Origin of the sequence: Tamaricihabitans halophyticus (assembly GCF_004340875.1) — a bacterium.
Taxonomy (GTDB): domain Bacteria; phylum Actinomycetota; class Actinomycetes; order Mycobacteriales; family Pseudonocardiaceae; genus Tamaricihabitans; species Tamaricihabitans halophyticus.
This window is the reverse complement of the sequence record NZ_SLXQ01000001.1, coordinates 904,848-931,461: the sequence shown is the minus strand read 5'-3', so window position 1 is coordinate 931,461 and position 26,614 is coordinate 904,848. Positions and strand designations below refer to the sequence as shown.

The following is a 26,614-nucleotide window of genomic DNA, read 5'->3' as shown; positions in this document are numbered from 1 at the left end:
GTCCTTCAGCTTTAGCCAATCAGCACATCGAGCGTACGTGGTCCATGCACGCCTGCCACCCGATCCAGTTCGATATCACTCGTTGCCGATGGTCCGGAGATGAAGGTCAGCGGGCGAGTGGGCGGTAGTGCGGCGATCGCTTCCGGCACGGTGCCAACAATCTGTTCCGGTCGGACCACGCAGAGGTGGTAGTCCGGGATCAGCGTGACCGCCCGCGCGCCCTGTGCCGCGCCCGCGTCCAGGACGATCGTGCCGGTTTCCGCGATCGCCAGGGCACATCCGGTGAGCGCACCGTCGCAGCCGGCCAGCTGCTCGATGTCTGGCCGGCCCTCGACCGGCTGCCAATCGATCCCGTCCACCAGCCAGTCCGGCGGTACGTCGGCTGGCACGGCGATTCGCCGCAGGCCGCGCGCACGGAGCAGCGCGCCGATCGTCTCGGGCGGCGTTGCCCGGTGCACACAGGCCTGGTACTCCGCTACCCGCTCGGTGAACAACTCGACCACATCGCGGTAGTCGCGACTTCGCCGGTATTCCCTCGGGATGGCTACCCCGTCGCGATCCGGTTGGGCGGCCGCGATCCTGCCGAGAATCTCGCTGCGCGCGTCAGCCACGATTACGCCTCCACCAACCGCGGAACGACTCCTTCGGCGGGACAGGCACATCGCGCGCATTTGTCCACTTTGAACCAGGCCATGGCAGGTGGCTGAGCTTGCCACGCGGCGCGACGAACCGCGCGAGCGAACCGGCCCGCTGCGCGGCCTCGTAACGCGCGCGGGAGCCGAACATCCATGCTGCCGCTGCCATCGCGGCGGATTCTGGCGAGCGTCCCTTGGCTTCGACCGACCGCTCCCGCAGGTGCACCAGAACTTCGGGAATATCGATCCGCACCGGACAGGCCTCGAAGCAGGCGCCGCACAGCGAGGAGGCGTAAGGCAGCGAAGCGGCATGCGGATCGTGCATATCGCCGGCAAGCTGCGGCGCGAGGATCGCGCCGATTGGTCCGGGATAGACGGACCCGTAGGCCTTACCGCCGGTCCGCTCGTAAACCGGGCAGACGTTCAGGCACGCCGAGCAACGGATGCACCGCAATGCCTGCCGGCCAACCTCGTCGGCGAGCGTGCTTGTCCGGCCATTGTCCAGCAGTACCAGGTGAAACTGGCGTGGCCCGTCGCCTTCGGTCACGCCGGTGAACACCGAGGTGTACGGGTTCATCCGCTCCGCGGTCGAGGATCGCGGCAGCAACTGGAGGAAGACTTCCAGGTCCCGCCAGCTGGGCACCAGTTTCTCCAGTCCCATGACGGTGATCAGCGTCTCCGGCACGGTGAGGCACATCCGACCGTTGCCCTCGGATTCGACCACCACGACCGAACCCGTTTCCGCCACGCCGAAATTCGCTCCGGAGACGGCGACGTTGGTGGTGAGGAACTTGCGCCGGAGAAACTCCCGCGCGGCCCCGGCCAGCTCGGCTGGATTGTCGGAGAGCCCGGCGTCCACGTCAGGCATGGTGCGCCGGAAGATCTCCCTGATCTCCGCGCGATTGCGGTGAATCGCCGGCACCAGGATATGCGATGGCCGGTCGTTGCCGAGCTGCACGATCAGCTCAGCAAGATCGGTCTCGATCGCGGTGACGCCACCGGCCTGTAGCGCCTCGTTCAACTCGATTTCCGCCGTGGCCATCGACTTGACCTTGACTACGTCTCCGGCGCCAGCCTGCCTGGCCAGCCGCAGCACGATCTGGTTTGCCTCAGCGGCATCCCTTGCCCAGTGCACCACCCCGCCGCGTGCGGTCACCGCCTCCTCGAACTGGACTAGGTAAGTGTCCAATCTGGTCAGTACTTCGTTCTTGATCGCCTCGCCGGCGAGCCGTAGCTGTTCCCAATCGTCTAATTCGGATACGGCAGCGGCGCGTTTGGTCCGGATGGTTCCGGTCGCGTGCTTCAGGTTCCTGCGTAGCTGGCTGTCATCCAGCGCGGTTCTGGCCGCCGCTGGGAAGGTTGGGGAACCGAGCCAGGTCACCGGGTTTCGGGCAGCCATGGGTCCTCCTCCGTGCTTGCCAGGATCTCCGCCAGATGCACCGGCCGTACGCCGCTGTGCAGCCTGGACAGCCCGCCGCCGATGTGCATCAGGCAGGAGTTGTCGCCGGCGGACACGACTTCGGCGCCGGTGCCGAGTACCTGGCGCATCTTGTCCGCGAGCATCGCGGTCGAGGTATCCGCGTTCTTCAGCGCGAACGTGCCGCCGAAACCGCAGCAGGACTCGGATTCCGGCAGCGGGATGAGGTCAAGCCCGCGAACCGCGGCAAGTAGCTGGTGCGGTCGGGTGCCGACGCCAAGCATGCGAAGCGAATGGCAGGTCGGGTGGTAGGTCACCCGGTGCGGGAAGTAGGCGCCAACGTCGGTGACCTCGAGTACATCGACAAGGAACTCGGTCAGCTCGTAGGTGGGCGCCGGTGTGCCGGCCAGTCCCGGATACAGCTCGCTAACCATACCCACACAGGACCCGGATGGCGCGATCACGGCTTGGTAGCCATGGAACACCTCGTTGTGCCGCCGCGCGAGGGAGCGCGCGTGCTCCCGGTAGCCGGTGTTGTAGTGCATCTGCCCGCAGCAGGTCTGCTCCTCGGGAAACGCCACCTCGCAGCCGAGGCGTTCCAGCAGGCGCACGGTGGCGCGCAGGGTGTTTGGATACAGGGTGTCCGCGAGGCACGTGGTGAATAACGCGACACGCATGGCTCGCCCCCGGTCGTTGCAGTTCAGGTCCCCACCATGCTAGATCGCCCCGCGCCGATCCACCGAAAGCACGCTCCGTGACCGCGTTCTTCAGTAATCTTGCGGTGGTAGCGGGATGGTGGCGGCGAGCTGGGTCAACAGCGGGGCGGCCTCGCGGAGGCAGCGCCGCTCGTCGGCAACCAGATCGGTGAGCGCATACGCGGCGCGCAGGCCAATACCGCGCAGCTGCGTCGCGCTGAGGGTGCACCGTCCGGCGACCGCGACGGTCGGTACCTGGTAAGCGGCCGCGGCCGCGGCGACTCCGGCCGGCACCTTGCCACGCAGGGTTTGCTCATCCAACGAGCCTTCCCCGGTGATCACCAGATCCACCCCGGCCACCAGCTCGGGGAACCCGAGCAGGTCGAGCAGTACCTGGATACCCGGCTCGAACCGGGCACCGAACAGCGCGAGCGCGGCGAACCCGGCGCCACCCGCGGCCCCCGCGCCCCGCTGCTCGGTGGGGACCGGACCCAGCTCCGCGGCCAGCGCCTCCGCCCAGCGGGTCAACCCCGCGGCCAGCGTGTCGAGCTGTGCGGCACTGGCGCCCTTCTGCGGGCCGAACACCGGCGCCGCGCCGGCCGGCCCGAGCAGCGGATTGTTCACATCGGAGGCGATCACTACCTCGGCGGCTGGCCGGGTGAACCCGCTGAGGTCCACCCGAGCCAGCCGGGCCAAGGCCCCGCCGCCCACGGGCAGGTCCTGCCCGTGGGCGTCCAGCAACCGCGCGCCGAACGCGCGCGCGATCCCCGCGCCACCGTCCGTGCTCGCCGAACCGCCAAGGCCAAGCACGATCCGGCGGACGCCAAACGCATCCGCCGCACGGATCAACTCGCCAGTCCCGCCGCTGCACGCGGTCAGCGGCGCTCGGTTCCCGCCGAGCAACGCCAACCCGGAGGCCTGCGCCAGCTCGACGATCGCGGTGTCCGCACGCACCGCGAAGGCCGCGCGCACCGGTCGCCCATCCGGGCCGGACACGGTGCGCTCCTGTCGCCGGAAGCCGGCGGCCACGGCGGCGTCGACCGTGCCCTCCCCGCCGTCGGCCACCGGCAACGCGGCACCAACCAGCGCTGGCCGGGTTCGGCGCAGCCCGGTGAGCACGTGCTCGGCCACCTCGGCCGCGGACAGCGACCCGCGGAACTTGTCCGGCGCGACCAGCACCGAGGTCACGGCACCGGCTCCGGCTCGATCACCGCGTTGATCGCCGGGCCGCGCGCCGAGTTCGCCTCCCGCTCCACCATGATCTCCACCAGCACCGGCCGGCTCGTCGCCTCCGCCTGTTTCCGCGCCCAGGCAAGGGCATCGGCGATCTCGCCGGGTTCGCGCACCCGGCGCCCGGAACATCCGTAGGCTTCCATCAGCCGGACGTTGTCCGTGCCGTGCTCGTCGTAGTGAATGTCCACTTCGTAGTTCATCTCGAACTCGAGCTCGGCCTGCCTGATCAGCCCTAGATAGGTGTTGTTCAGCATTATCAGTACGAACGGCACGTCGTACTGCGCGGCCACGGCAAGTTCCTCGACCAGGAACTGGAACGAGTAGTCGCCGACCACGCCGACCACCTCGGCTTCGGGTTTCGCCTTCTTCACCCCGATCGCCGCAGGTATCTCCCAGCCAAGTGGTCCGGCCTGCCCGCACACCTGATAACGCCGTGGCAGGTAGGCCTTCTGAAACATGCCGGACCAGATCTGGTACAGCCCGATCGCCGTCACGAAATACGTGTCCGGCTCGAACGCCGCGTTGATCTCGGCGAACACCCTCGCCGGTTTGATCGGTACCTGGTCGTAGTCTTCCCTGCGCACCAGGGTTTGCTTGAGCTCGGTGACCCGATCGACCCAGCCGGCGCGTTCCGGCATCTCGGTCCGGCGGCGTGCCGCATCCCGTAGCGATTCCAGGAACAACCGAGCGTCCGAAACCACTCCGAGGTCTGGGCCGAACACCTTGCCCAGCTGGGTCGGTTCCACATCCACCTGAATGAACTGCCGCTGTCCCTTGTAGACATCGAGGGCGCCGGTGTGCCGATCACCGAACCTGGCCCCGACGGCGAGCACCAGATCAGACTCCAAAAAGGAGGCATTGCCATAGCGCTGGGTGGTCTGCACGCCGGTCATCCCGGCATAAAGTGGATGATCTTCCGGGAACGCGCCCTTGCCCATCAGCGTCGCCTGCACCGGCAGGTTCAGCAGCTCGGCCACCTCGCGCAGCACCTCGGTTGCCTCCGCGCCGATCACCCCACCACCGGCGAGGAGCAGCGGGCGCTGTGCCGCGAGCAGCATGTCCAGTGCGCGCTCGACCCGTGGCTGATGCGGCCGTACCGGGTTGACCGCGAGCGGCGCGTCGATCTCCGGGTCCCATTCGATGCGCTGCCGCTGCACGTCCAGCGGTAGATCGATGAGTACCGGCCCTGGCCGGCCCGAGCGGGCGATCCGGAACGCTTCGCGGAACAGCCAGGGCAGCTGCGCGGCCTCCTTCGCCTGCACCGCCCATTTGGTCACCGGTTTGGCGATCTCCACGATATCCACCGCCTGGAAAGCTTCCTGGTGCAGCTTCGTGGTGGGCGCCTGGCCGGTAACGCAGATGATCGGGATGGAGTCCGCCTGCGCGGTGTACAGGCCGGTGATCATGTTCGTGCCAGCAGGACCCGAGGTGCCGAAGGCGACGCCGACGTTGCCGTTGGTACGTGCCCAACCGTCGGCCATATGGGTGGCGCCCTCTTCATGGCGCACGATGAGGTGTTCGATCCCGCTCCCGCGCAGCGCCGCGTACAACGGCAGGATGGCCGCGCCGGGGCAGCCGAACACCGTGTCGACGCCTTCCGATTCGAGTATGCCGACAACCGCTTCGCATGCCCACATCTCGGTCATGCGGCCGCCTTTCCGTTCAGGTCCTCGATGAGCGCGAGCAGCGCCGAGTGGTCGTGGCCGCCAAGGCCGTGCGCCTTCGCCGCGGCGACCAACTGTGCGACCTGGCCGGCGAGCGGCAGCCCGACACCGGCCGTCCGCGCGGCGGACTCGACGATGCCCATGTCCTTGTCGTGCAGATCGATCCGGAATCCTGGGCTGAACTCCCGGTTCGCGAAGTTGTCGATCTTCCGGTTCAGCACGGTGCTGCCGGCCAGCCCGCCGGCCAGTACCTCCATTCCCTTCCGGCCGTCCAATCCGGAGGATTCCAGCAACAGCAGCGCCTCCGCGTTGAGCGCGATGATGCCGGCGACAAGCAGCTGATTGGCCGCCTTCACCACCTGGCCGGCACCGGCCGGCCCGACGTGCACGATGGTTGTGCCGAGTGATTCCAGGATGGCCTCCGCCGAGGCGAAGTCATCGTCGCTACCACCAACCATAATGGACAGTGAAGCTTCGACGGCGCCAGCTTGCCCGCCAGAAACCGGTGCGTCGAGTACCCGGATGCCGCGTTCCGCGCCCTGCCTGGCGATGGTTTGCGAGCTCTCCGGACGGATGGTGCTCATATCGATGAGCAGGGTGTTCGGTTTCGCGTGGCTGAGCACGCCGTCCTCGCCGAGCACCACGGCCTCCACCTGCGGGTGGTTCGGCAGCATCGTGATCACCACATCGGCCTCGGCTACCGCCTCGGCCACGCTGCCGGCGGTTTCGCCGCCAGCGGCGGACAGCTGGGCCAGTCCGGCCGGCGCGATATCGTGCCCGCGCACCTGGTGCCCCGCGGCTACCAGATGCCCGGCCATCGGCGCGCCCATGATGCCGAGCCCGATGAACGCGATCGTCTGCGCACTACTGCTCATTGACTTCCCTTCAGTTCCGGTAGCCAGGCAAAGCTGGCCGATCCCTTGTATTCCGCGCCGATGCAGCCGGTGTAGCCGTGTTCGACCAGCCCGCTCAGCAGCGCGGCGAAGTCCAGCTCTCCTGTCCCTGGCGCGCCCCTTCCTGGCGTGTCGGCGATCTGCACGTGGCCGAACTCGCTGGCATGCGCCGCGATCAGCGCGGGCAGGTCCTCGTCCATCCGGGCCAGGTGGTAGAGATCCGCGAGAAACCGGATGTTTCCCGCGGGCAGTTCCGCGATCAGGTCCAGTGCCGCCTTGGCGGAGACGATCGGATAGTCCGGCGACTCGTAGGAGTTCAGCGCCTCGAGTAGCACAACCGCGCCGATCCGATCAGCCGCCGCCGCGGCGTGTACCAGGTTCTCCCGTGCCAGCTCGTCCTGTGTACGCGGATCGACACCGGGTATCCGGTTTCCGTACAGCGCGTTCAAAGCGCGGCAACCAGTCGCCTCGGCGATGCCGACCGCGATATCCACGTTGTCCCGGAACCGCTGCCGGGCATCGGGAACCGAGGCGAACCCGCGATGCTCCGGCAGGCCATCCACGAAGTTCAACCCCACCAGCGCTACCCCGGCGTCGTTGATCGAGCGCACGAAAGCGTCCACTTCGGCGTCACCGGGGGTGGCCGAGGAGAACGGCCACCAGAACTCCACCGCGTCGAAACCAGCGGCCTTCGCCGCCGCCGGGCGGTTGGCCAGCGGTAGGTCGGTGAGCTGGATCGAGCAGTTCAGGTCGAAGCGGATGCTCGCTGCGGTCATTCTCGTTGTCCCTCCTGATAGGTCCGCCATGCGGCGATCTCGGATATCTCGGTCAGCCTCGCCGTATGGTGATACTCGCGCCGCAGCAGCACCGCGAGCGAGGCGCTGCCATCGTCCAACTCGATCACCCCGAACTCCAACTCGGCCGGTTCGGCCGGCAGTAGTGAATCCCGCAAGGTCTCCAGCGGCACGTCATAAACCTCGCCGTGTACCGCGACCCCACCAGCCGGAACCGGGTCCAGCGCGGGGAACTGGTCGTTCACCGAGTAGAACCGGTACCTTGGCGCGGTCCGTGCTTCGCGTACCAGCGGGGCGCCACACAGTTGGTGGTGCAGTGGCCCGCCACGCATCCCGCCACCGTTCAGAAACATGTGCACCATCGAGGACTCCTTGAGGAAGGTCAGCTGGCCAGCCGCTCCAAACCGTCGATCGCGAAGTAGGCAAGGAACACCACGGAAAGCGACCAGATCAGCCAGCCAGGTTCCCGCCATTTGCCGCGCGCGGCCTTGATCACCGTGTAGGCGAGCACGCCGGCACCAACCCCGGTGGTGACCGAGTAGGTGAACGCGGGGATCGCGATGACCAGAAACGCGGGTAGCGCTATCTCCACATCGGACCAGTCGATATTCCGGCACTGCATCGCCATCAATCCGCCGACCAGCACCAGTGCCGGCGACGCTGCGGCCTGCGGGATCACCGCGGCCAGCGGCGCCATGAACATCACGACCAGGAACAGGCCACCGGTGACCACACTGGCCAGCCCGGTGCGCGCGCCTTCCTTCACCCCGGCGGCCGATTCGACGAACACGGTGTTCGCCGAGCTGGAGGTGACACCGCCGAAGGCGGCGGCGATCCCGTCCACCACCATGATCCGGCCAAGCGTCGGCATCCGGCCGTCCTCGTTGACCAGTCCGGCCTCCTCGCCGACACCGAGTACCGCGCCGATCGCGTCGAAGAAGCCGGAAAGCACCAGGGTGAAGACGAAAACCAGCAGCGTCACCAGCGGGATCGTGGTCAACGCGCCGATGATGTCGATCCGACCGAACAGTGAGAAGTCCGGCAGCGCAACCACTTGATCCGGCAGCGTCGGCGTGACCAGGCCCCAGCCGCCCGGGTGCCAGATGGCCTCGACCACTACCGCGAGCACCGTGGCGCCGAGGATGCTGGTCAGGATCGCGCCAGGGGTGCGGCGGCTGTAGAGCGCGAACATCAGGATCAGTCCGAACGCGAATATCACGATCGGCCAGCCGACCAGCCGGCCACCTTCGCCCAGCTGTACCGGAACGTCGGTGTCCGCGGCATCCGGCCTCCGGCTGACGAACCCGGCGTGTACCAGGCCAATCAGCGCGACGAACATGCCGATACCGACGCCAATAGCCAGCTTCAGGCTGCGCGGGATGGCGTTCACGATCATGGTGCGGATCCCGCTCGCGGCGAGCAACAGGATCAGCAGGCCCTCCACCACGACCAGGCCCATCGCCTGTGGCCAGGTGACCTGCGGGGCCACCTGGTAGGCGACTACCGCGTTCACGCTCAACCCGGCTGCCATGGCCAGCGGTGCCCGGCCGACGATGCCCATCAGCAGGCTCATCAGCCCAGCGGACAGCGCGGTCATGGTGGTGAGCCCGGCAAGCGAGAGCCGTTCGCCGTTGACATCGGTGGCACCGCTCAGAATCAGCGGGTTGAGCACCACGATGTAGGCGATGGCGACGAAGTTGGTGATGCCGCCGCGTACCTCACGGCCGGGGGTGGAGCCACGCGCGCTGATCTGGAACCAGCGATCGGCTAAGGAGCCGCGCTGACTCCGGCGAGCTTCGGTGGTGCTCATGGTTACGTCCTCCCGAAATGGACATACTTGTCCCACCCGTGCGGCTATCCGTACGGGCTGGGGAGCTAGCCTCGTTGCTACTTGACGCTGTGGATGATGTCCTCGGGGCCAATCGGTACCCGGGTCAGCGGGAGACCGGTGGCGTCCCGGATGGCCGCCGCGATCGCCGGGGTGGACGAAAGCGTGGGCGGCTCGCCCGCACCGCGTAGCCCGTAGGGCGCGTGCGGATCGGGGTTTTCCAGAATGTCCAGCCGCATCGGCGGCATATCAAGGATGGTTGGAATCAGGTAGTCGGTGAAGGACGGATTGCGAATCAACCCGTCCACGACCTGGATCTCCTCGAGGACGGCGAGACCAAGGCCCTGTGCGGTCCCACCGTGGATCTGTCCTTCAAGGGAGTTGCGGTGCAGGACCTTGCCGACGTCCTGCACGGCGGCGAGCTCGACCACTTTGAGCAGCCCGAGCTCGACGTCCACATCGACCACGGCGCGGTGCACGCACAACGCGAGCTGGGTATGCGAGTCGCCCTGTCCGGTTACCGGATCCATGCGCTGGGTTGGCCGGTGATGGAACTCGCGGACCGCCTCGATCGGCTCCGTGCCAAGGAAATCAGCCAGCGCGGCCAGCACTCCGGCGCATTGGGCAACGATCTTGCCGCCGGCGAGGGACAGCTCGTCGGCCGGCACGCCGAACTGGTCGGCGGCTCGTTCGAAGATCATCTCGCGAACCGCTTCGCAGGCGACCTTGACCGCACCGCCCGTCATATAGGACTGTCGGGAAGCCGATGTGGAACCGGCGTCGCCGATCTGGGTGTCGGCCGGCGCGATGACGACGCGTTCGATGCCGAGCTCGGTGCGCACGATCTGGCCCTGCAGGGTTACCAGACCCTGACCGACCTCGGCGGCGGCGGTGTGCACCAGCGCCGTCGGCTCGCCACCGACCGCGGCCAACCGGACCCGTGCCGTCGAGTAGTCGTCGGCGCCTTCGGAGAAGCAGATGTTCTTCAACCCCACGCCGTAGCCGATGCCGCGCCGGACACCCTCGCCATGCGTCGTGTTGGCCGCGCCACCGGGCAGATTACGGATATCCGTCTGATCCGCCGGTTCCGGTTGCGGCGTCGCGGCCAACCGGTCGAGCATCTCCGCGAGCGGGGCCGGCGTATCCACGACCTGACCGTTCGCCAGCACGCTGCCCTGGCTGATCGCGTTGATCCGGCGCACCTCGAGCGGATGCATGTCGAGTTCGGCGGCCAGCCTGTCCATCTGCGATTCGTACCCGTAGCAGGCCTGCACCGCGCCGAAACCACGCATCGCGCCACACGGCGGGTTGTTGGTATACACGCCGTAGGTGTCGATCTCGATATGCGGCACGGAATACGGGCCAACGCCAAGCGAGGCGGCGTTGGCAACCACGTTCATGGTGGACGAGGTGTAGGCGCCGCCATCCAGGATGATCTCAGCTTTGGCATACACCAGCGTGCCGTCCCGCCACGCGCCGTGTTCGTAGCGCATCAGCGCGGGGTGCCGGTGCACATGTCCGAAGAAGGACTCCTCGCGGTTGTACACGATCTTGATCGGCTTACCGGTGTGCAGCGCCAGCATGGCGGCGTGTACCTGCATGGACAGGTCCTCGCGCGCACCGAACGCACCGCCCACACCGGACAGTGTCATCCGGACCTTGTCCTCGGGCAGGGCAAGGCATGGCGCGATCTGCCGCAGATCGACGTGCATCCACTGGGTGGCCACGTAGAGCTCGATCCCGCCGTCCTCGGTCGGTACGGCGAGGCCGGCCTCCGGGCCGAGGAACGCCTGATCCTGCATACCGACCTGGTACTCGCCGCGCACCACTACCTCTGCCGCGCGCTGCCCTTCGCTGATCTTGCCGAACCGGACCGGCTGGTGGCGGACGATGTTGCCGTGTTCGTGCAGAGCCGGCGCGGTAGCGTCGAATGCCGCCTTGCGCGGGTCGGTCAGCGGTTCGAGTACGTCGTAGCTGACCTCGATCTTGGCGAGGGCCCGCCGGGCGATCTCCGGATGCTCGGCGGCAACCAGTGCCACCGGTTCACCCTGATAGCGCACCGTGTCGATGGCGAGCACGGGTTGATCGACATGGTCCAGCCCGTAGTACTTGGCGCCAGGAACGTCTTCGTGGGTCAGTACGGCGTAAACGCCGGGGTGGGCAAGGGCCGCGCTGATATCGATCGACCGGATCCGGGCGTACGGATGCGGGCTGCGCAGGGTGGCGCCCCACAGCATATCGTCATGCCACAGATCCGAGGCGTAGGCGAACTCGCCGGTTACCTTGCCGATCCCGTCTGGCCGCTGTGGACTGTCGCCTACCCCGTCCCTGGTTGGTGCGTCGATATTCGCGGGGGCGCTCATCGTTGCTCCTCCCTGGTCAGCCGCAGATGTGTGGCGCGGGCCTGCCTGGCCAACTCGGTTTGGTCGGCGGTACGCAGCTCGCCGCGTTCCACGATGGTTTCGCCTTGCACGGTCAGCAGCTCGACTGGCGCGGGTGGGCCGAGTACGAGTGCGGCGACCGGATCGGTGATGTCCGCGTGTCCAAGACCGTCCACACGCCACAGCGCGATATCGGCGAGCTTGCCCGGCTCCAGCGAGCCGATCTCCTGCTCTCTGCCGAGTGCCCGCGCGCCACCGATGGTGCCCATGGCCAATGCCTGCCTGCTACGCAGTGCGGTTGGGCCGCCGCGCAGCCGCGCCACGTAGAGCGCCTGCCGAAGCTCCTCGATGAGCATCCCGGACTCCTGGGACGCGGCGCCGTCCACGCCGAGTCCAACCGAGACTCCCGCGTCGAGAAGCGCGCGTGCCGGGGCGAGGCCGGCGCCGAGCCGCGCGTTGGAGCTGGGGCAGTGTGCCACGCTCGTGCCGGTGGCACCCAGTCGCTTCACCGCGGCGTCGGAAAGGTGCACGCAGTGCGCGAGCCAGACGTCTTCGCCGAGCCAACCAAGGGAGTCAAGGTACTCGGTCGGCGTGCAGCCGTGCGTGGCGAGGCAGAACTCGTCCTCGTCCAGCGTTTCGGCCAGATGGGTGTGCAGACGGACATTACGTGCACTGGCCAGTTCCCGTGCACTGACCAGTAGCTCGCTGGAAACCGAGAACGGCGAACACGGCGCGATACCGATCCGCAGCATGGATTCTGGTGAGGGGTCGTGGTAGGCGTCGATCGCCGCTTCGGTAGCTGCGAGGACGGTGTCCACATCCTCAACCACACTGTCCGGGGGCAGCCCGCCCGCGGAGCGACCGCGATCCATCGAACCCCTGGTGGGGTGAAAGCGCAGCCCGATCTCCCGTGCCGCCGCGATCTCGGCGGCGAGTAGATCTCCCGCGCCCTCCGGGAACACGTAGTGGTGATCGCTGCTCGTAGTACAGCCGGACAGTGCGAGCCAGCCGAGCCCGGCGCGGCTGGCCGCCGAAACGGCTTCCGCGTCGATCCGCGCCCACACCGGATACAGCTCGGTCAGCCATTCGAACAAAGTGGACTCGACGGAAAGCCCCCTTGTCACCCACTGATAGAGATGATGGTGGCTGTTCACCAGCCCTGGAGTGGCCAGGCAACCGCTGCCATCGATCCGCTTACCGCCCTTGGGGCCGGGCCCGGCGCCGACCGAGGTGATCTGCGCGCCCTCCATCGCGATATGCCCGGATTCGTACTCGGTGCCGGCGCCGTCCACGGTCGCGATGGCACAGTTCTCGATGACAATCACGCGCCGGCCTCCTGGGTGTTGGCGGCAGCCATCCGTACCGCGTCCATGATCTTCTCGTAGCCGGTGCACCGGCAGAGGTTCCCGGCCAGTTCCTCGCGGATCTGCGCATCGCTCGGCTCCGGGTTGCGCCGCACGAGGTTGTGTGCCGCGACCACGAGCCCGGGCGTGCAGAATCCACATTGCACGGCACCGGCGGCAAGGAAGGCCTCCTGTACCGGATGCAGTTCACCGGCGCCGGGTGCGAGTCCTTCCACGGTTACGACCTCGCGGTCCTGTGCCTGCCCGGCCGCGACCAGGCAGGCGCATACCGCGGTCCCGTCGAGGTATACCGTGCAGGATCCGCATTCGCCTTGCTCGCAGGCATTTTTCGAGCCGGGCAGCCCGAGGCGTTCGCGTAGTACGTAGAGCAGGCTCTCCCCAGCCCATACGTCGTCGACCTGGTGCTGCTCGCCATTGATCTGGATCGTCAGGCGCATCGGTACTCCTCCCATGCCCAGCCAAGGGTGCGGCGGGCCAGTACGGCTAGGGCGTGCCTGCGGTAGCGGGCGCTGCCGCGCACATCGTCGATGGGCACCGCGGCCGCGGCGACCAGCTCGCCGAACCGGTTGGCCAGCTCCTCGGCGAGTGGGTCGCGGTCCGCCCACGGCAAGGCTTCGGCCAGGAAATCCTGCGCATCGGTAGCCTGGCGCGGCGTGGGCGCGGCGGAGCCGAGTCCGGTACCGACCGTGCGACTGCCGGCGTCCAATGCGATCGCGAACGAGCAAACCGCGATGACCATGGCGTTGCGGGTGCCGATCTTGGCGAACTGTTGCGGACCACGCGCGGCAGGCACCTCGATCGAGCGGATCAGCTCGTCTGGTTCCAGCGCGGTGCGTTTGACCCCGAGATAGAACTGATCAATGGATAGTTCCCTGCTGCCGCGAACCGATTCCAGATGGACCTTCGCGCCGGTGGCGAGCAGCGGTGGATGCGAGTCACCGGCTGGCGAGCCGGCGCCGAGATTACCCGCAGCGGTGCCCCTGTTCCGGATCTGCGGCGAGCCAACGGTTCGGGCGGCCAGCGCGAGGCAGGGCAGCCGGTCGGCCAGCTCGGCGATGATCGCGGTGTAGCTCATCGACGCGCCGATCTGGATCTGCCCTTCGCGTTCGGACCATCCGGTGATCTCCGGGACGCCGGTCAGATCGAGCAGCGCTGCTGGTCGGGCCCGGTCGAAGTTGAGTTCGACCATGACGTCGGTGCCACCGGTGATCGGCAGGGCATCGGGTTGTGCCGCACGGATCTCGAGTGCTTCGCGCCAGCTGGTCGGGCGATAGAATTCCATGACTTACTCCCAAGCCCTGCCGGCATCCGGTGCGCCCTGGCGCAGCGCACTGCCCTCAATCAGCCCGTACGGCCGATCGGCGGCAAAGAACACCTCGCCGGGATTGTCCATCCCAAAGGGACTGAGATCGACAAGGAAATGGTGCTTGTTCGGCAGCGAAAGCCGGATCTCGCAGAGCCCCGATTGCTGGTCGAGCACTCGCCTGCCCATCTCGTACAACGTCTGCTGCAGGGAATAGCTGTAGGTTTCGGCGAAGGCGGCAATCAGGTTGCTGCGGGCGTCCGCATAGGACTTGGTCCAGTAGGAATCGACCCAGTAGGAATCGGCCCAGTCCGATTCGGTGCTGTGTCGCCAGTTCGCGGTGACCGCGGTAGCCAGGATTCGATCGGAGGCTTCGGGCAAGGTGGTGTAGGCATCCTTGGGGTAACCCCAGAACTCCGAGTTCGTGGTGTTCAGCAGCACCAGCTCGCGCAGTCCGGATACCACGTGGGTTTCCCGCGCATCGTGGTGTACCACGCAGGTGCGTACCTCGTCGCCGGCACGTTCGAAGGAGTGCTCACCCAACCTTCGCCAGGAGTACTCCTCGATCGCCACCCTGGCATGGGTGATCGCCGGCTGGCTGGCGACGAAATGCTTCGCGAGCAGCAGGCCGAACTCTTCGGGTTGGTCGATGCCGTGCTTACGAGCGAAGGCGAAGACGGTGTTCTTCTGCGTATCGGTTGGCAACACGTTGCTGTTGTCGCCGGTGTGGTGGGTGTCCGCGAGGTCGCCGGAGAGCGCGATGCTGACGTTCAGGTCGGCGATCTCATGTCGTTCGGTGCCCCGGCGAAGCGCGACAACACGGGTTTCCGCCTTGCCGTACTGATTCGGGCCAAGCGTGATGACGTCCGAGACCATCGGGTCAGCTCCCTCGGTAGGTGGCATACGAATACGCGCTGAGCAGCAGCGGAACGTGGTAGTGCGCATCGCCCGAGGTGATCCGGAAGGTCACGGTTACCTCGGGGTAGAACGTGTCGATCTCGCGGCTCGCGAAGTAGGCCCCGACGTCGAAGGTGAGCCGGTAGTCGCCCGGTTCGGTGCTTTCCGCCAGGGCCGGAACGCGACCGTCCAGATCGGTTACCCCGGTGGCGAGTTGCTGCCATTGGCCCGATTCCCGGCGTTGCAGGCTGACCGCGACCGCTGCGGCCGGTGTGCCGACGGTGCTGTCCAGTACGTGGGTGGAAACGCTCACCGGTAGGCCTCCCGCAGTCGCCCTTCGGTGATCTCGGCAAGCTGGTGGCGCACCTCGATGCGCTCCGTCTCGGGATCGTTGTGCAGCCGGCGCTCCAGTTCCGCCAGTACCGCCGCCGCGTCTCGGCCGCGCGCCCTGATCAGGAAGACGTGCCCGAATTTCTGCTCATACTGGTGGTTGCCGTCGACGAGGGCGGTTTCCGCGCTGTCGATATCGGACTGTTCCGCACTGGACAGTTCGGCGGATCTGCCGGTTCCGCTCGGCCGCTCACCGATCCGCGGATGTCCGGCGAGCGCTTCCTGTACTTCGGTCCAGCCCAGTTGGTTGACGATGGCCGAAGCGTGGCTGGCCAGCGCGGCCACGTCGCGGTACGGGCGTTCGGCGGCTACCCGGGTGGCCCATACCGCACAGTCGCAGTATGCGCGTAACTCGGCACTGGCAGCCGGTTCGGTCAGTTGGTTGAACCGGGCGAGTTCGGTGCCGGCTTGTGTCGGTGTTCCCAATCGTCACTCCCTGGCGCGGTACATCGTTGTGCTCGGCCTGCGGTGTGCAATCCAGTGAACACCCGGTACAGCGGCGCTGACCAGCGGCACCGGACACGAAGCGAATTCGGATCGCCGGGGTCAATCTTGGACGATCCTCTAAAGCCGCCGCGTCCAGTGACCGCTGGATCCCTGAAGATCGCGGTCTCAACGGACGCGGCCGGAGCGCGTGTTCGGCGTGCCGAGGGTTTCGGGACCTTGGTGGCGCCGCTAATGTCCCACCCGATCGAGGGAGGGCCGTGAAGCTAACTGATTTGCTTGCCGACGTCGACCTGTCGATGGATGTGCTGGTTGGCGATCCGGCGCTGCTCGACCGTTCGGTGCGCACCGCGATGACCACCGATCTGCCGGAGCCGGGCAGGTACCTGGCCGGTGGCGAGCTGGTGGTCACCGGAATGGTCTGGCGGCGCACGCCGGCTGATTCGGTGCGGTTTGTCGAGGCACTGGTCGCCGCAGGGGTCGCGGCGCTGGCAGCGGGCGATCAGTACCACCCGATTCCGGATGACCTGGTGCGCGCCTGCGAGCTGGCTGGGTTGCCGCTGTTGCGGGTACCGGCCGATGTCCCGTTCGCCACGGTGACCGAGCACGTCAACCGGCTGCTCACGCCGCGTCGCACCGAGCATCTGGCCACCGTGCTCAGCCAGCACCGGCACCTGGTGGATGCCGAATCCACCGACAGCGCCTGGCTTGGTGAAGTCCTTGGCCTGGTGCGCGGACAGCTCGGGCTCGGTGGGGCGGTACTGACCGCGACGGGAAAGGTGCTGGCCAGTGCCGGGGTAGCGCTGACCGAGCAGACCACGGCGGAACTACTGCGCGAGTACCTTGGTGGCCGCCATCTGCCGGATACCGTGGCCGGATACACGCTGTACGGAGTCGCGGACGCTTTCGACACCAGACTGGTCGGATGGTTCCTGGTGTTCGAGGGCAACTACGCGGACTGGACGGCCGATCAGCATCGGTTGGCCGCCGAGCTCGCCGCGCTGGTCGGCACCGGGTATCGCCGGATGATCCGGGAACGGCGCAACCGTGCCACGCTGGCCGCGGAGCTGCTGCGACTGGTTTCGGCCGGGGCGGAGCCGGCTGAACTGCAGCCACGGTTGGAGCTTGCCGGATTCCCCGCAGAGAGCGAGATCATGATTTTCGCGGCTCGGTTGCCCGGCGCGGAGCTCGAGCTTGCCGCGCGGCTGCTCGGCGAACTCGTCGGCGACTGTGTGGCCACACTGGACGATGCGGCAATCGTTTTTGTTGCGGTTCCCGAGGATGGGGCGAGCGCGCTGGTACGGCGGGTACGCGCGGAAAGCGCCGCGCTCGCGCCCGGGCTCGCGGGCGGTGCGCTTCGGCTGGGTGCCAGCGCCGGGGTGAGTGGTGCTGGCGGACTACGCGGGGCGCTGGATGAGGCCCGGCATGCCTGCCGGCTGGCCGAGTTGACCGGTGAGCCGATCGCGTTGACCAGTCACGAGGAGCTGTCCTCGCATATGCTGCTGCTCGCCGCCGTGCCGGATGATGTGCGGCGGTCGTTTCACGACCGGGTGCTTGGCAAGGTACTCGACTACGACCGGGTGCACGGTGCGGACCTGGTGTCGACCTTGCGGGCGTTTCTGGCCAGTTCGGGCGGTTGGACGAAGTGCGCCGCCGAGTTGCATATGCATGTGAACACGTTGCGCTACCGGATTCAGCGGGTGGAGCAGCTCACCGGGCGCGACCTGAGCAAGATCGAGGACAGGGTGGACTTCTTCCTGGCACTCGCGCTTGACTAACCCGCGGCCGCGCCTTCGGCGACCGGTTCGAGCGCGGCGACCAGTTCGAGCACGCTCGGGTCGTCGAGTGATTCGGCGATGCATTGCCAGAGCCGTAGATTCGCGCGTGCCCACTGGGTATAGCGGGCCGCGGCTTCGGCGTTGTAGAAGTAGTAGCCGGCTTCCTGCACGCCCTGCTGCTCGCTGAGAATCTTCTGCGCGAGTTCCGGCAGGCTCACCCCGTTTTCCTCGAGATAGCGGTGTGCCAGCAGTACCGGTGTGATGGGCAGGGCTTTGTACAGCGTGTCCGCGTCGCTGAGCGCTTGGGCCTCCAGCGAGATGTCGCGGTGCCGATTGCGCATCTCGGCTTCGCCGATGATCCGGTCGATCCAGTCGGCGGTCTCGGCCGGTACCCCGACTTCGGCGAGCACACCCAGTCTGAGGTCGGTACCGGCCGCGGCCGGCGAGTTCTTCCTGACCAGGTAGTTGACGTCGTGCAACAGTGCGGCGGCGGTGACCACGGAAACGTTGGCGCCGTTCTGCTCGGCGAAGTCGACGGCTTTGTCCCGGACGAACCGGACGTGGTGCCAGCCGTGGAAAGGTAGCTGCTCGGCGTAGCGCAGGCAGAGTTCCTGCACGCGCCGTTCGATGTCTAGCAGGGCTGGTTGGGCGACCATCGCGGTCGGCACCGCGAGCACGTTGTCCCTACCGTGCATCAGTGCCTCCCGCCGTGTTTTGCGGATTCCACACGAGCGGGAGCGATCGTAACCGGTGTTATGACGGGTAAGCCCAGCCTCGTCACGCGAACAGGGCAATCCGGCCGGTCGATTACCAGCATTACTCGCACAAAAGGCCTAGCGCCCAGCCACCTCGCTAGCCCTAAAGAACGCGGTTACGGGGTGTTGTCGCCAGCGGTAACCTGACGATCATGGGTGAGTATCTGTTGGTGAGTACGACGACCGAGGATCGGGCGACCGCAGCACGGTTGGCTTCGTCCGCGGTCAAGGCACGCCTTGCGGCATCTGGGCAGGTCGTGGGACCGGTAGCTTCCTACTTCTGGCACCTCGGCGAAGCCGGCGAGGGCGAAGAATGGCAGGTGCTGCTCAAAACCACGGCTGCTCGATACGCCGAACTAGAAGCCCATCTCATCGCCGAGCACAGCTGGAACAAGCCAGAGGTCACAGCGATCCCATTGGTAGCCGGCGCACAGCCATATCTCGACTGGCTCGACGCCAGTACAACGGACAAGTAGCTCGCTACGGTTCTTTCCGCTCGCTGAGCCGATCGAGTAGTGCGGTCACACCTGGGGTGTTGCGGTGATGGCTCAGCCGCCGCGACACCTCTTCGACTCGCGTGATCGGTCGTACGGATGCGATCCCGCATGCCAGGTCCAACGCTCGCTCGGCGGTCTTCGCGCCTTGTTCGACCTCTCCTGCATCGATATAGGCGTGCGCGAGCCAGGTCAGGTAAAGCGCCTTGTCTCGGGCATGAGTTGGGTCAAAACGGCATAGAACCGTCTCCAGGGCAGGTACGGCGCGTAGCGGGCGGTGTAGCTCGGTCCAACAACGGCCGGCCATGACGTCCATCTCGATCTCATCGACCCAAAAGACCCAGTCGGGTTCTGCCTCGCCGCTACGGTCCTGCATTGCCTCTCGCGCTTGAGCGAGGGCGCTATCGGTTTCACTAGCTCGACCAGCGGTTGCGTATGACTATGCAAGGCGCTGCAACAACAGGGCGCGCACGCGCGGCGTGGCGCCTTTTCGTGCCCTGTCATAGGACGCACTAGCCGTTTCAACACCATCGGTTGCTGTCGCAGTCTTCTGATACGCGACAAGAGCCAATGCGTTGCCAGCGAGAACTGAGTCGTTTGCCTCTTCGGCTGCCGAGAAGCTTGTCATGTAATGCCTGTAGGCAATGGCGTGTTGCCCGGCATCGAATGCCGACCACCCGGCGAGCTGCGCTTGTTCAGCCAGGAGCGCTTTGACACTTGGACCTAGCTCTGCGACGTAATTTCCTAAGGTAAGGAGCTGTTTTGTGCGCTCCATTTCGGCTAGGTACATGTCATAGGTATCGGCGCCGCCCATGAAGTTGTCCAACCTTCGCAGACGTGCTGTGCGTTCGCGTAGCCGAATCAGGTCAGCATGGCCGACGCGTCGATCCGATAATGGCTCGGGCGGGGCCGGAATCACGATTCCGTTGGTGGGACCGAGAAAGCCACGCTTTTGCGTTGGATCATGCTGTCGCGCAGCTCTTCGTCTTACCTTCGTTCGAGTGACAGCATCTCGCAGTTGCTCAAGTGGTACGTCATAGCTAGCCGCATGGTGTTCTTGCCAGTATGGGGTTAGCAGGCGCGTCTCGTTTTCCCAGCGGGACACTTCGTTCCGGGTGACTGGTCGACCGGCCAGCCTTGACAACAGATCTGTTTGCTCCCGCTGGGAACGGTTCGACGCAGTACGCAGCTGACGTAGTAATGGCCCGATCGTCAGTCCGTCCATATCAGCCGCTCCTCGGTTCGATTCTGGCCACCCTTGCTGGCCACTCCCTCAAAATGGCCACCGGTTCCGGTTACTCCGAAACACGCTGTCCATTGGTTCGCTGTGGTCGAAGTCCGGTTCAATCTTACGAGCTTGCGAGTCTACGAATGACAAATAGTGTGCACCCTTCTGGTGCAACACGTACCCGGCTGACTTGGGTGACGGCTGCCGGAACGGTAAAACTTGATCACGTTGTATCGGATGAGGGCGCGGCCATCGGCACGGCCGGCGGTGGGTTCGTGGCCGTGTGCGGCGCGGCGTTTGATCCAGCACCGTTGGTTGAACCGCCAAAGCCCGTTTGCACCGCTTGCCTAGCCGTGCTCCAACCACAATCGCCGGTATCTGACCGGACAGCGACCCGCTCACGATGGCGTGCCGTGTGGTCTCGGCGGTGAGTGGCTCAGTGTCGGTGCATACCTCGCTGTGGGAAGCGGCTGTCAGTTACGTCGCGCACGGTTGGTCGATCCTGCCGGCCGCGATGTGGGACGGGCGCCGGTTCACGCGAGGCCATGTGGATACGCCGGTCGACGACCTTTGTCCCGTATTTCCTACCGCAAGCACGACCCGCGACGCCCGTCGGGTGGCCGGCTTGTGGCGGATCGCGCCCTACTCGATAACCGCTCCGGTTGGTGCGGCGTTTGAGGTGTTGTGTGCCCCAAGCGAGGTAGCATGTCGGGTACTGCAGATGCCAGCGTTCCGGCGGCGTCCTTGCCCAGTGCTGTGGTCTCCGGGTGGAACTCGCTTCTTGCTCCAACCTGGTATTGCCACCGTCACTGGCAAATACACTAATCTCACAGAGCCACCCGCCGATCCTGGTTGGCTCGCCGGAATTGTCTGGGCCGCGCCTGGAGCACTGCTGCCGCTGCCACCAACGCCGCTGCCCGGTGGACAGGCACGTTGGTGGACAAGCCCATGCGACGCAAACCACCAACTCGGCGATCTCCACCATATGCAGCTGCTGGTCCGCGCTGCGCTCGATGCTGACCGCGAAATCGAGCGTGCTCCCACGCAAGATCCCTAAAGAAACGCGGTTACGGGGTGTCACGGGTCAGACTTTTGTGGTTAGTTCTCCCAGGCGGGATTCGACCGGTACATGCTTCCGGCTGGTGTGGCTGATCGGGTCGTACGACAGGCTCCAACCCCGTACCGGTTTGGATTTGACCAGGAACGTCAGCGTCCCGTCCACCGCCCGTGGCACACGGTGGAAGTCGGTGCTGATCAGCGTGTCGGTGCTACCGGTCTCGTTCACCCCGCGCCGCAGCAGCCGCGCGGAGGTAATCGCCGACTCCGCCGGATCGAGTGTCACGGCGAAGCGTTCGTGCAGGTAGCTACCGGCAAGCATCAGCGTGCAGAAGTGATACCGGTGGTTGTGTACCGAATCCGCATATCCGCGCAGCCAGTCTCGTTGCGGCTTGTACTCGTTGAGCCAGAACGAGAACGGGTCGGTCGGATCGTCGAGCAGGCACCAGGCGAAATGCGTGGTCGTCTCCCTGGATCGGGCGGTTACCTGTTTCGCGTGGTCGGCCGACAGCTCACCGAGGTGCCTGCGCAACCTGGCGCGAAAACTCGGTTGGCACACTCGCCATTGAAACCACTCGTCCACCAGTTGCCACCGGTCGATGAGTGAGTCGCCAAAACCGCGGAGTTCATCCGCGAGTTCGCTGATTATCGACAGTCTCGTTAGCATCACTAGCCCCCTAGCTCTGCAGCGGCAGAAAAATCTTCGCGGAAGGCATGGAAGTCTCCCGCTAGCTCCTGGAAATCTTCCTCGGACAAGACGGCGCCGGTGATCTGCTGATAAAGCTCGCGAAAATCACCATGTGACATCTCAGGTGTGATCTGGAAATGCCGAACCGCGGGGGAGTTGCCAATCCGCATGAATTCGGCGCGTTCCATGTTGTAGATGAACGACCCTTCCGAGAATCGCAGCGTTCGGGGGTACAGCGCGCCGACCCGCACGGCATCGCTGAACAGCGTGATCCAGACACTTTGGTCGAACAGTTCAACCCGGTCCAGGCGCGGGTCCACGACTACGGCGATCTGTAGCGTGGTGCATCTGCTCCGGGCGAGGTAAAGGCCGACAAGGCCCATCCGGATCTCTTCGTGTAGTCGCTGTTGCACCTCCGCATAGTCGGCTGTCGCATCTTCGTTGCGCAGCAAGTATTTCGCCCTACCACTGACCGTCGTACCGTCGCGTGGATCCGCGATAATCACGCGCAGTTCCCATTCCGCGTGCGAGATCAGCAGTCGCGCGGCGGCATGCCGTGCGGAGAACCCGGAGAAGAAGAACTGCCTGGTCTGCTGCAAGTCCCGCATCAGCAACTGGTTGAACGCCGGATCCGGGCGGGTCGTGGCTTCGAACACCTGTGTTGGGTAGAACTCCCGGTTCAGCTCGCGGTACTCACTACTCAGATCCCGCAACGCGCGCCGGCTTTCCTCGACGACCGGAAGCAACATCGCCCGGTGCTCGGCGGTCGAGGTGATGGCCGTCTGGCCGAACCCGACAATCGCGGAAACCATTGTGCCAGTGCCGATCGCGTTGAGCAGGTTGCGCGGCATGCCCGGCGCCAGCATCACGGCACCAATCAGGCAGGCGATCGAGACCAGTAACAACACCGACAGCAGGAGTCCAGTTCTGGTCCAGAAGAGTTCACGAACCAGACTTTTACGACTGCCCCTCAGTCCCGCGGTCACGAGAGTCACCTCCCCTGCGGGTAATCCGGCAACCCGAATACTTAAAGTGTACGCCGAAGAGCGCAGCGTTACCGGTGTTGTTAAAGGCTTGCGGTAAAAATGAGACAACTGGGGGAGTATTCACATCCCAGAGTAGAAGTTGATCAAGTCTCAACTGCCCGGAAACGCCGCTGGGCAGCCAGATGGTCGAACTCGCTGCGCTGAACCAACCAACGCGTGACGGTACGTGGTTGCGCTGCTGGAGGCCTACTTTGCCAGCATGAGCAACGCTTTTGCCGCCGCGGCATCGGTAACCAGGGTATGCACGATGCCCGAAGCAAGGACGGCACGAATCGCCTCGGCTTTCGCGGCGCCGTGCGCCAGTGCGATTACTTCCGGCACGCGGCCGAGCTCGGCCGCGGTGATGCCGAGTACGTGATGCGCGAGCCCGGCCGAAAGCGGTCTACCGGATGCTTCGAACAGTCGCGCGGCGACTTCGCCGGTTGCCCCGCGCGCACTGATCTCCGCACACTCCGCGGAGTCAAGTGCGTCGTATACCGTCGATTCGCCTTGTTGCCATGCGCCAATACTGACCACGGCCTTGGTCAGCTTGCCGAACTGATCGAAGGTTTCCGCGATTCCCGGTTGCCCGCGCAGGGTTTCCGCGGTTCGTCGGTCGGGCAACACCAAAGGGCCGAAGATGGGATAGGCGGCGCCGCCGGAGATCTCCGCGACCCTACGCACCGTCTCGACCGAACGATCCCGCATGTCCCTTCCCGCGCGCACGCCACACAACTGCACGACCGGGCACGGCGCCAGTTCCCGCAGGAACTCGGTCATCGCATTGACCGTCCGCGCCCAAGCAAGGCCAAGAACATCCTCTGTGGTGACGATCTCGGTGAGCAGTTCGGCGGCAAGTTGGCCGATCCGCCTGCGGACCTCGGCCCTGCCGCCGCCTTGCTGTGCTCGTTCGAGCACCAGCACCCTCGGCAGCCGGAAGGTTTCGCGTATTTCGTCGGACAGGTCGACGTCGATCGGCGCGGGCAGCTCGAACTCCACCCGCACCAGGCCGCGGTCCCGCGCACTGGTCAGCATCCGTGCGACCTTGAACCGGCTGATCCCGAACTCCTCGGCGATCTCCAGTTTCGACTTACCGCGTACGTAGAACTGTCGAGCGATGGTAGCCAGCCCGATGGCCTCAGCCGGTCGACTCCCGGTCCCACGCGGCTGGTCGCCTCGTTGCCTGTCGCTCATATGAGCATTCTATGCATGGAAATCCACCTGAAAGGTAGCTTAGTTATTGACTACCCTCCGCCTGGCATCTTTGAATTGGGCCGGGCAACGATCGGCGGCTACCAGGTCGATGCTCATCTGAGCAAGTTTCTCGACGAAGACGTCGACGAAGGGTGTGCTGCGATGCGATCCGCGACCGGGCTGAAGGTTTCTCGCGCAAGACCGCGACGCCTCGCTGGTCTCGTCCTTGCTGCCGTGCTGGTGCTGAGCGGTTGCGCGGGCGCCGGTTCGCTCGGCGCGGGAGACCAGACGATCGTGGTTGCGATCGTCGCGAACCCGCAAATGACCGACGCGGTCGCACTCTCCGAGCAGTTCGAACGGGACAACCCCGGAGTTGACCTGAAGTTCGTGCAGCTGCCGGAGAACCAGGCGCGCGCGAAGATCACCGCTTCGGTGGCTACCGAGGGCGGCGAATTCGATGTCGTGATGATCAGTAACTACGAGGCCGCGCAGTGGGCTGAGTATGGCTGGTTGGAGAACCTGCAACCGCGTATCGACGCCAGTCAGGGCTACGACGCCGATGACTTCCTACCGAGCATCAGAGACTCGCTGTCCTATCGCGACTCGATGTACGCCGTCCCGTTCTATGGCGAGTCGTCGTTTCTCGCCTACCGTAAGGATCTGTTCGCCAAGGCGGGGCTGACCATGCCGGAACGGCCGACCTGGCGGCAGGTCGCCGAGTTCGCCCGCGAGCTCGATGATAAGCAGAACGGCATCGCCGGAATATGCCTAAGGGGCAAACCGGGCTGGGGGGAAAGCCTCGCGCCGTTCGGCACCGTCATGAACACTTTCGGCGGCCGATGGTTCGACGAGGACTGGAACGCGCGGCTGTCCTCCCCGGAAGTACGGGCCGCGGCGGAGTTCTACGTCAACCTGGTGCGTAACTACGGCTCAGTGGGCGCGTCAAGTGCCGGTTTCTCGGAATGCGGCACCAACTACGCACAGGGCGAGGCGGCCATGTGGTACGACGCGACCGTGATGGCTGGGGTGAACGAGGACCCAGCCGAAAGCAAGGTCGCCGGCAAATCCGGTTACGTCGCCGCACCGGTGGCCAAGACCGAGGCGAGCGGTTGGCTGTACTCCTGGGCGCTGGCGATGCCGAAGGTCACCGAACACAAGGACGCGGCATGGCGGTTCATGCGCTGGATGACCGACAAGCAGTACGTGCATACCGTGGGCGAACAACTTGGCTGGACGCGGGTGCCGCCGGGCAGCCGGCAGTCCACCTATGAGATCCCGGAGTACCAGGAGGCGGCCAAAGCCTACGCGCAGCCCACATTGGACGCGATCAGGTCGGCAAGGCAGGAGAACGTACTGACCAAGCCAGTGCCATACCAGGGCATTCAGTTTGTTGGCATACCTGAGTTCCAGGACCTCGGCACCAGGGTGAGCCAGCAGCTCTCCGCCGCGATCGCTGGTCAGGTGCCATTGGATGAAGCGCTCGCCCAGTCCCAGCAGTACGCGCGTGCGGTTGGCGATTCCTACCAGGAGACCCGATGACCGCGACGTTGACCGAACCCAAACAGCGCCCCGCCGCGCCGCCGAAGCCACGGTCAACCGGTTGGCGGCGCCGGCTGCCGTTGTTGCCCGCGCTGTTCTTCGTGATCCTGGTGACCCAGATCCCGTTCCTGGTCACGGTTTTCTACTCGTTCCAGTCGTGGAACCTGGTCCGGCCCGGCTCCCAGCATTTCGTCGGCCTGCAGAACTACGTCGATGTGTTCGCGGACAGTCAGTTCCGGGGCGCGATGCTGAACACCGTGGTGCTCACCGTGGTCTGCGTGTTTGTCTCGCTGTTACTCGGTCTTGGTCTCGCGTTGCTGCTCGACCGGCAGTTCCTCGGCCGCGGTGTGGTGCGGACGCTGCTGATCACACCGTTTCTCATCCTGCCCGCGGCGGGTGCGCTGCTCTGGAAGACGAGCATGTTCCACCCGAACTACGGTCTGGTCAACTTCGTGTTCGGCGGTAACACCGACTGGTTGTCCGCCTTCCCGCTCGCCTCGGTGATGACCCAGGTTGTCTGGCAGTGGACGCCATTCATGATGTTGCTGATCCTTGCCGGTCTGCAGGGACAGTCGAAAGAGGTGCTGGAAGCCGCACAGGTGGACGGCGCGGGCAGATGGCGCACCTTCGCCTCGATCACCCTGCCGCAGCTGAGCCGCTACCTGCAGCTCGCCGCGCTGCTCGGCGCGATCTACATCGTGAACAGCTTCGACGCGATCTACCTGATGACCCAGGGCGGTCCGGGAACGGCGAGCACGAACCTGCCGTACTACATCTATCAGCGGGCATTCGAAGGCTTCGATATCGGCCAGTCCTCCGCGATGGGGGTGATCGTGGTGGTGCTGACCCTGATCGTGGCGACCTTCACGCTGCGCCTGATGTTCCGCACCTTCGACGTCAGTTCTGGGGTGAAGTGACC

The 26,614-nt window shown here is 65.6% G+C and carries 24 protein-coding genes and 1 pseudogene; 4 read left to right on the top strand and 21 right to left on the bottom strand.

The window, feature by feature from the left end; genetic code table 11:
• Positions 1–11: 11 nt before the first annotated feature.
• From EV191_RS04440 to uraD, 16 genes are all read right to left on the bottom strand, one after another.
• The gene (locus EV191_RS04440; protein ID WP_132875480.1) at positions 12–611 is read right to left on the bottom strand and encodes a LutC/YkgG family protein; all 600 of its coding nucleotides are present in this window, start codon (positions 609–611) and stop codon (positions 12–14) included.
• On the bottom strand, positions 604–2,034 hold the full coding sequence (locus tag EV191_RS04435) for a LutB/LldF family L-lactate oxidation iron-sulfur protein (protein WP_132875479.1): 1,431 nt from the start codon (positions 2,032–2,034) through the stop codon (positions 604–606). The genes EV191_RS04440 and EV191_RS04435 overlap by 8 nt, the downstream gene beginning before the upstream one ends.
• Positions 2,013–2,729 (bottom strand): (Fe-S)-binding protein, encoded by a 717-nt coding sequence (locus tag EV191_RS04430; RefSeq protein WP_132875478.1) that lies wholly within the window; start codon positions 2,727–2,729, stop codon positions 2,013–2,015. Before EV191_RS04430 ends, EV191_RS04435 begins: the two co-directional genes overlap by 22 nt.
• 90 nt (positions 2,730–2,819) lie before the next feature.
• Positions 2,820–3,935 carry a glycerate kinase gene (locus tag EV191_RS04425; RefSeq protein ID WP_207894385.1) on the bottom strand — a complete coding sequence of 372 codons (1,116 nt, stop codon included), beginning with the start codon at positions 3,933–3,935 and terminating at the stop codon, positions 2,820–2,822.
• Positions 3,932–5,626, bottom strand: coding sequence for a glyoxylate carboligase (gcl, locus tag EV191_RS04420; protein ID WP_207894384.1), 1,695 nt, complete (start codon positions 5,624–5,626; stop codon positions 3,932–3,934). Before gcl ends, EV191_RS04425 begins: the two co-directional genes overlap by 4 nt.
• On the bottom strand, positions 5,623–6,519 hold the full coding sequence (locus tag EV191_RS04415; protein ID WP_132875477.1) for a 2-hydroxy-3-oxopropionate reductase: 897 nt from the start codon (positions 6,517–6,519) through the stop codon (positions 5,623–5,625). Before EV191_RS04415 ends, gcl begins: the two co-directional genes overlap by 4 nt.
• Positions 6,516–7,313 (bottom strand): hydroxypyruvate isomerase family protein, encoded by a 798-nt coding sequence (locus EV191_RS04410; protein ID WP_132875476.1) that lies wholly within the window; start codon positions 7,311–7,313, stop codon positions 6,516–6,518. The genes EV191_RS04415 and EV191_RS04410 overlap by 4 nt, the downstream gene beginning before the upstream one ends.
• Complete coding sequence (locus tag EV191_RS04405; protein ID WP_132875475.1) at positions 7,310–7,693, bottom strand: allophanate hydrolase-related protein; 384 nt, start codon at positions 7,691–7,693, stop codon at positions 7,310–7,312. The genes EV191_RS04410 and EV191_RS04405 overlap by 4 nt, the downstream gene beginning before the upstream one ends.
• 20 nt (positions 7,694–7,713) lie before the next feature.
• On the bottom strand, positions 7,714–9,141 hold the full coding sequence (locus EV191_RS04400) for an NCS2 family permease (protein WP_132875474.1): 1,428 nt from the start codon (positions 9,139–9,141) through the stop codon (positions 7,714–7,716).
• Positions 9,142–9,218: 77 nt separating this feature from the next.
• A complete protein-coding gene (gene pucD / locus EV191_RS04395; protein ID WP_132875473.1) occupies positions 9,219–11,522 on the bottom strand; it encodes a xanthine dehydrogenase subunit D in 2,304 nt (767 codons plus the stop codon).
• Positions 11,519–12,862: an 8-oxoguanine deaminase gene (locus EV191_RS04390; RefSeq protein ID WP_481557247.1), complete on the bottom strand. Its 1,344-nt coding sequence runs from the start codon at positions 12,860–12,862 to the stop codon at positions 11,519–11,521. Before EV191_RS04390 ends, pucD begins: the two co-directional genes overlap by 4 nt.
• The gene (locus tag EV191_RS30310; RefSeq protein WP_207894382.1) at positions 12,862–13,341 is read right to left on the bottom strand and encodes a (2Fe-2S)-binding protein; all 480 of its coding nucleotides are present in this window, start codon (positions 13,339–13,341) and stop codon (positions 12,862–12,864) included. The genes EV191_RS04390 and EV191_RS30310 overlap by 1 nt, the downstream gene beginning before the upstream one ends.
• Entirely contained in the window at positions 13,332–14,186 is an 855-nt protein-coding gene (locus EV191_RS04380) for an FAD binding domain-containing protein (RefSeq protein ID WP_132875470.1), read from the bottom strand. Before EV191_RS04380 ends, EV191_RS30310 begins: the two co-directional genes overlap by 10 nt.
• A 3-nt stretch (positions 14,187–14,189) precedes the next feature.
• On the bottom strand, positions 14,190–15,083 hold the full coding sequence (gene pucL, locus EV191_RS04375) for a factor-independent urate hydroxylase (RefSeq protein ID WP_132875469.1): 894 nt from the start codon (positions 15,081–15,083) through the stop codon (positions 14,190–14,192).
• A 4-nt stretch (positions 15,084–15,087) separates the two neighbouring features.
• Positions 15,088–15,417 carry a hydroxyisourate hydrolase gene (gene uraH, locus EV191_RS04370; RefSeq protein ID WP_132875468.1) on the bottom strand — a complete coding sequence of 110 codons (330 nt, stop codon included), beginning with the start codon at positions 15,415–15,417 and terminating at the stop codon, positions 15,088–15,090.
• Positions 15,414–15,920, bottom strand: a complete 507-nt coding sequence (uraD, locus tag EV191_RS04365) for a 2-oxo-4-hydroxy-4-carboxy-5-ureidoimidazoline decarboxylase (protein WP_132875467.1) — start codon at positions 15,918–15,920, stop codon at positions 15,414–15,416. Before uraD ends, uraH begins: the two co-directional genes overlap by 4 nt.
• A gap of 278 nt (positions 15,921–16,198) precedes the next feature.
• On the opposite strand from uraD, the gene EV191_RS04360 reads away from it, so the two are divergent.
• Positions 16,199–17,716, top strand: coding sequence for a PucR family transcriptional regulator (locus EV191_RS04360; RefSeq protein WP_132875466.1), 1,518 nt, complete (start codon positions 16,199–16,201; stop codon positions 17,714–17,716).
• Here the strand turns inward: EV191_RS04360 and EV191_RS04355 are convergent.
• The gene (locus EV191_RS04355) at positions 17,713–18,372 is read right to left on the bottom strand and encodes an HD domain-containing protein (RefSeq protein WP_132876146.1); all 660 of its coding nucleotides are present in this window, start codon (positions 18,370–18,372) and stop codon (positions 17,713–17,715) included. The two genes, EV191_RS04360 and EV191_RS04355, sit on opposite strands and share 4 nt — an antisense overlap.
• A gap of 251 nt (positions 18,373–18,623) precedes the next feature.
• Between EV191_RS04355 and cutA the strand changes: the two genes are divergently transcribed.
• Positions 18,624–18,947, top strand: coding sequence for a divalent-cation tolerance protein CutA (gene cutA / locus EV191_RS04350; protein ID WP_132875465.1), 324 nt, complete (start codon positions 18,624–18,626; stop codon positions 18,945–18,947).
• A 4-nt stretch (positions 18,948–18,951) separates the two neighbouring features.
• Here the strand turns inward: cutA and EV191_RS31040 are convergent.
• The 4 genes and pseudogenes from EV191_RS31040 to EV191_RS04325 form a co-directional block, all read right to left on the bottom strand.
• A pseudogene (locus tag EV191_RS31040) lies at positions 18,952–20,190 on the bottom strand (NsdA family TPR-like regulatory protein).
• Positions 20,191–21,277: 1,087 nt separating this feature from the next.
• A complete protein-coding gene (locus EV191_RS04335; protein ID WP_132875462.1) occupies positions 21,278–21,916 on the bottom strand; it encodes a hypothetical protein in 639 nt (212 codons plus the stop codon).
• 2 nt (positions 21,917–21,918) lie between these two features.
• A complete protein-coding gene (locus tag EV191_RS04330) occupies positions 21,919–22,923 on the bottom strand; it encodes a hypothetical protein (RefSeq protein WP_132875461.1) in 1,005 nt (334 codons plus the stop codon).
• Between the two features lie 246 nt (positions 22,924–23,169).
• Complete coding sequence (locus EV191_RS04325; protein WP_132875460.1) at positions 23,170–24,156, bottom strand: sugar-binding transcriptional regulator; 987 nt, start codon at positions 24,154–24,156, stop codon at positions 23,170–23,172.
• Between the two features lie 162 nt (positions 24,157–24,318).
• On the opposite strand from EV191_RS04325, the gene EV191_RS04320 reads away from it, so the two are divergent.
• Both EV191_RS04320 and EV191_RS04315 read left to right on the top strand, forming a co-directional pair.
• Positions 24,319–25,695 (top strand): ABC transporter substrate-binding protein, encoded by a 1,377-nt coding sequence (locus EV191_RS04320; RefSeq protein WP_132875459.1) that lies wholly within the window; start codon positions 24,319–24,321, stop codon positions 25,693–25,695.
• The gene (locus tag EV191_RS04315; protein WP_132875458.1) at positions 25,692–26,612 is read left to right on the top strand and encodes a carbohydrate ABC transporter permease; all 921 of its coding nucleotides are present in this window, start codon (positions 25,692–25,694) and stop codon (positions 26,610–26,612) included. The genes EV191_RS04320 and EV191_RS04315 overlap by 4 nt, the downstream gene beginning before the upstream one ends.
• Positions 26,613–26,614: the final 2 nt, after the last annotated feature.